The sequence below is a fragment of the Nocardia caishijiensis NBRC 108228 genome, assembly GCF_001612825.1.
GTDB lineage: Bacteria > Actinomycetota > Actinomycetes > Mycobacteriales > Mycobacteriaceae > Nocardia > Nocardia caishijiensis.
In genome coordinates this window covers 1-4,024 of record NZ_BDBE01000052.1, presented here as the reverse complement: position 1 = coordinate 4,024, position 4,024 = coordinate 1, and the positions used below count along the sequence as shown (strand labels likewise).

General features: G+C 66.9%; 4 protein-coding genes. 2 read left to right on the top strand and 2 right to left on the bottom strand.

The annotated features are described in order from the left end of the window. Nucleotides 1–49: 49 nt before the first annotated feature. The gene (gene serA, locus NC7_RS26925) at nt 50–1,648 is read right to left on the bottom strand and encodes a phosphoglycerate dehydrogenase (protein WP_067988387.1); all 1,599 of its coding nucleotides are present in this window, start codon (nt 1,646–1,648) and stop codon (nt 50–52) included. Nucleotides 1,649–1,780: 132 nt separating this feature from the next. Between serA and NC7_RS26920 the strand changes: the two genes are divergently transcribed. Continuing rightward, nucleotides 1,781–2,584, top strand: a complete 804-nt coding sequence (locus NC7_RS26920) for a nucleotidyltransferase domain-containing protein (protein WP_067988385.1) — start codon at nt 1,781–1,783, stop codon at nt 2,582–2,584. A 58-nt stretch (nt 2,585–2,642) separates the two neighbouring features. Here NC7_RS26920 and NC7_RS26915 read toward each other — a convergent pair whose 3' ends face one another. Further along, nucleotides 2,643–2,846: a cold-shock protein gene (locus tag NC7_RS26915; RefSeq protein WP_014987157.1), complete on the bottom strand. Its 204-nt coding sequence runs from the start codon at nt 2,844–2,846 to the stop codon at nt 2,643–2,645. A gap of 399 nt (nt 2,847–3,245) precedes the next feature. On the opposite strand from NC7_RS26915, the gene NC7_RS26910 reads away from it, so the two are divergent. Further along, a partial coding sequence (locus NC7_RS26910; protein ID WP_067988390.1) for an MHYT domain-containing protein occupies nt 3,246–4,024 on the top strand: 779 nt, incomplete at its 3' end.

Genomic DNA, 4,024 nt, shown 5'->3' with positions numbered 1-4,024 from the left:
AACAAACACAGTGGGCGCCTCCACTCGAGTGTCGACGCCCACCCAACGGTCAGCTCAAATCAACCAGCACAACCTTGGCAGCACCAACAGCCTCACCGATCGCCGCCCGCACCTCAGCAGGCACCTCACGGTTCACCCGAAGCACCACGGTCGCACCCTCAGCGTCCACATCCTGACTCAACTGAGCAGCCAGAATGTCGATCTCCGCCTCACCGAGCAGAGTACCGATCTTGCCCAGCGCGCCCGGCTTGTCGCCGTAGTTCAGCACGGCCAGGTTCAGCCCCTCGGCCCGCATGTCGTAGTTGCGGCCGTTGATGTTGACGATCTTCTCCACCTGGGCGGGCTCGGTGAGCGACCCGGCCACGTTCAGGGTGGACCCGTCGCCGAACACCGCGCGCAGGTCGACCATGCTGCGGTGGTTGGGGCTCTCGGTGGCGGTGGTGACGGTGGCGGTGATGCCCCGCTCCTTGGCCAGCGACGGCGCGTTGACGAAGGTGACCTGGTCCTCGACCAGCGCCGAGAACACACCGCGCAGCGCCGACAGCTCGAGCACGGCCACGTCCTGGGCGGCCAGCTCGCCGCGCACCTGCACCTCGATACTCACGGGCAGCTCGTTGGCGATGGCACCGAGCAGCGCGCCCTGCTTGCGGACGACGTCGAGCCAGGGGGCGACCTCGTCGTTCACGGCACCACCGGTGACGTTCACCGCACCCGGCACGAACTCACCGGCCAGCGCGAGCAGCACCGACTTGGCGACATCGGTGCCCGCGCGGTCCTGCGCCTCGGAGGTGGAGGCACCCAGGTGCGGGGTCACGACGACCTGCGGCAGGTCGAACAGCGGCGAGTCGGTGCACGGCTCGGTCTCGAACACGTCGAGGCCAGCGGCACGCACGTGACCCTTGGTGATCGCGTCGGCCAGCGCCTGTTCGTCGATCAGCCCACCGCGCGCGGCGTTGACGATGACGACGCCCGGCTTGGTGAGCGCGAGACGCTCGGCGTTGAGCAGGCCCTTGGTCTCGGGGGTCTTGGGCAGGTGCACCGAGATGAAGTCGGCACGCTGCAGCACCTCGTCGAGGGTGAGCAGCTCGATGCCGAGCTGGGCGGCCTTGGCGGGCGACACGTAGGGGTCGTAGGCGACGATCTTGGTCTCGAACGCGGCCAGGCGGGCGGCGAAGAGCTGACCGATCCGGCCGAGGCCGATCACACCGACGGTCTTGCCGAAGATCTCGACACCGTTGAACTTGCTGCGCTGCCAGGTCTTCTCCCGCAGGGTCGCGTCGGCGGCCGGGATCTGACGGGCGGCGGCGAGCAGCAGGGTGACGGCGTGCTCGGCGGCGGTGTGGATGTTGGAGGTCGGCGCGTTCACGACCATCACGCCACGCTCGGTGGCGGCGGGCACGTCGACGTTGTCGAGGCCGACACCCGCGCGGGCGACGATCTGGAGCTTCTTGCCCGCGTCGAGCACCTCGGCGTCGACGGTGGTGGCGGAACGCACGAGCAGCGCGTCGGCCTCGGGGACCGCGGCGAGCAGTGCCGGGCGGTCGGGGCCGTCGACCCAGCGAACCTCGACACCGTCACCGAGCGCGTCGACGGTCGACTGGGCGAGCTTGTCGGCGATCAGAACTACAGGACGGCCTGCTTGGCTCACTGTGGGGTACTCCTGGGGAAGAAAGGGGTCGGCAGTTACCGGGGCCCAGAATAGTCGCCGGGGTTCGGGTGCCCTTACCCCCCTGCCGAAAACCGGGTGAACGCTGGGCACCGCGCCCCTTAACATCACCGCATGTCGTTGCGCACCGTCCCCGAGTCGATGGATCCGGCCGTGGTGGCCGCCGTCGACGCCGAGCTCGACCGGGTGGCGGCCGAGCACGGCGTGCGTATCCGGTTGGCCATCGAAAGCGGAAGTCGGGCTTGGGGTTTCCCTTCCCCCGATTCGGACTACGACTGCCGGTTCGTCTACGTCGCGGGCCTGGAGACGTACCTGTCGCCCTGGCGCACCCGCGATGTGATCGAGACCCCGCTGCTCGGCCTGCTCGATGTGAACGGCTGGGATCTGGCCAAGGCGTTGCGCCTGCTGGTGCAGGGCAACGCGGTGCTCGTGGAGTGGCTGATGTCACCCATCGTGTACCGAGGCGACGAGGATTTCCGCGCCCGGCTGCGTGATGTCGCGGTTCAGGTGGCCGATCGCGACCGCATCGCCCGTCATTATCTGCACCTGGGTGCGCGCCAGTGGGGGCTCTACGCCCGCAGTGGTGGATTGAAGAAGGTGTTCTACTCGCTGCGCCCGGCGATGGCGCTGCGCTGGTTGCGCGAGCATCCCGACGCGGCGGTGGCGCCCATGCACCTGCCGACATTGATCGCGCAGTGCGAGCTGCCCGCGGATCTGGTCGCGGCGATCACCGAACTGACCGACCTGAAGTCGCGCACCCGCGAAATGGGGGCCGGTGCACCGCCTGCCCTGATCCCGACCTTCATCGACGATGAGTTCGCCAGGGCCGCAACAGCATTCACCGCACGTGCGCCGCGCGACCTCAGCACGGCGCGGGCGGTGACCGACGAGTTCTTCCGCGCGGAGGCCCTGAGATAGCAGAAACTCCGCACCATCCGGTGCGGAGCTTCACGTTCGTACGCTGGGGAGCGCGGAATCAGAGGACGCGCACGTCCTGAGCCTGGGGGCCCTTCTGACCCTGGCCGATCTCGAACTCCACACGCTGACCCTCATCGAGGGAGCGGAAGCCCGAGCCGCTGACGGCCGAGTAGTGCACGAAGACGTCGGGGCCTCCGCCGTCTTGCGCGATGAAGCCGAAGCCCTTCTCGCTGTTGAACCACTTCACAATGCCCTGAGCCATTTCAAAAACTTTCCTGTAGACGAGCCAGGTCCTAATAGTCCGGTCCCGGTCTCGCTGTTCAACAATGCCACGGTTTCGGAAATTCCTCCACACCTGCACCCGAGGGCTGTGAGCAAGCCAACCCCGCCAGCTGCCAGTTGGTGCTGTCACATAGTCACCCCGGTGGATGCTGTGCGGATGCCGGGGAGGTTGCCGCGCGGATGCGGTGAATTATCCGGGACACGAACCAAACCGACTGGCACGCATCACCATCGACATCTCTATTGCGCCGCGCCCGCCCACCGTCAGCGACCCTTTACATTTTCGATAAACCTAGTACGGCAAATTCTCTACCAGCGTATTTTCCGTGCCATCAGGGTGCACACACCCGGCGACGAGAAAACGTGCAAGGAGCTGAGCGTGCTGAACATCAACCATTTCACTTATGGCTGGCTTACCCCGCTGTTCGCCTATCTCATGTCGGTCCTGGGGTCGATGCTGGCACTGCGTTGCATGGTTCGCTCGCGCGCGTCCGGCATCCACGGCGGATGGCTCACCGCCGCCGCGATCGCACTCGGCGGAACCGGCATCTGGGTTATGCACTTCATCGCCATGCTCGGTTTCTCCGTGCAGGGCGCGACCATTCGCTACAACGTCCCGATCACCTTGTTCAGCGCCGCCGTGGCGATGGCCGTGGTGTGGCTCGGTCTGTCGATCGTCGTGCGCCGTAGCTGGGACACCGCCGCGCTGCCGGTTGGCGGCGCAATCACCGGGCTCGGCGTGGCCGCCATGCACTACGCGGGGATGTACGCGATGAAGACCGACATCGAGATCGTCTACGACCCGGTCGTCGTGGTCGCCTCACTGGGGATCGCCGTGGTCGCCGCCACCGCAGCGCTCTGGTTCGCCCTGCACATCCACGGCTTCCCGGCCACCGTCGGGGCGGCCCTGCTGATGGGTGTGGCCGTCACCGGCATGCACTACACCGGCATGTTCTCCATGAGCGCCCACACCAGCGCGCACGTCGCCCATGCCACCGGGGCCACCGCCGCACAGCTGCTCACGCCCCTGATCGTGGCCATCAGCATGGTCACGATGATCCTGCTCATGCAGGTCGGCATCACCGAGGCCGAGCATCCGAATCTGGCCCGGCCGCGTCATCGTCAGCGCGCCAGCCGCTTCTGGCCGAGTGGACAGAA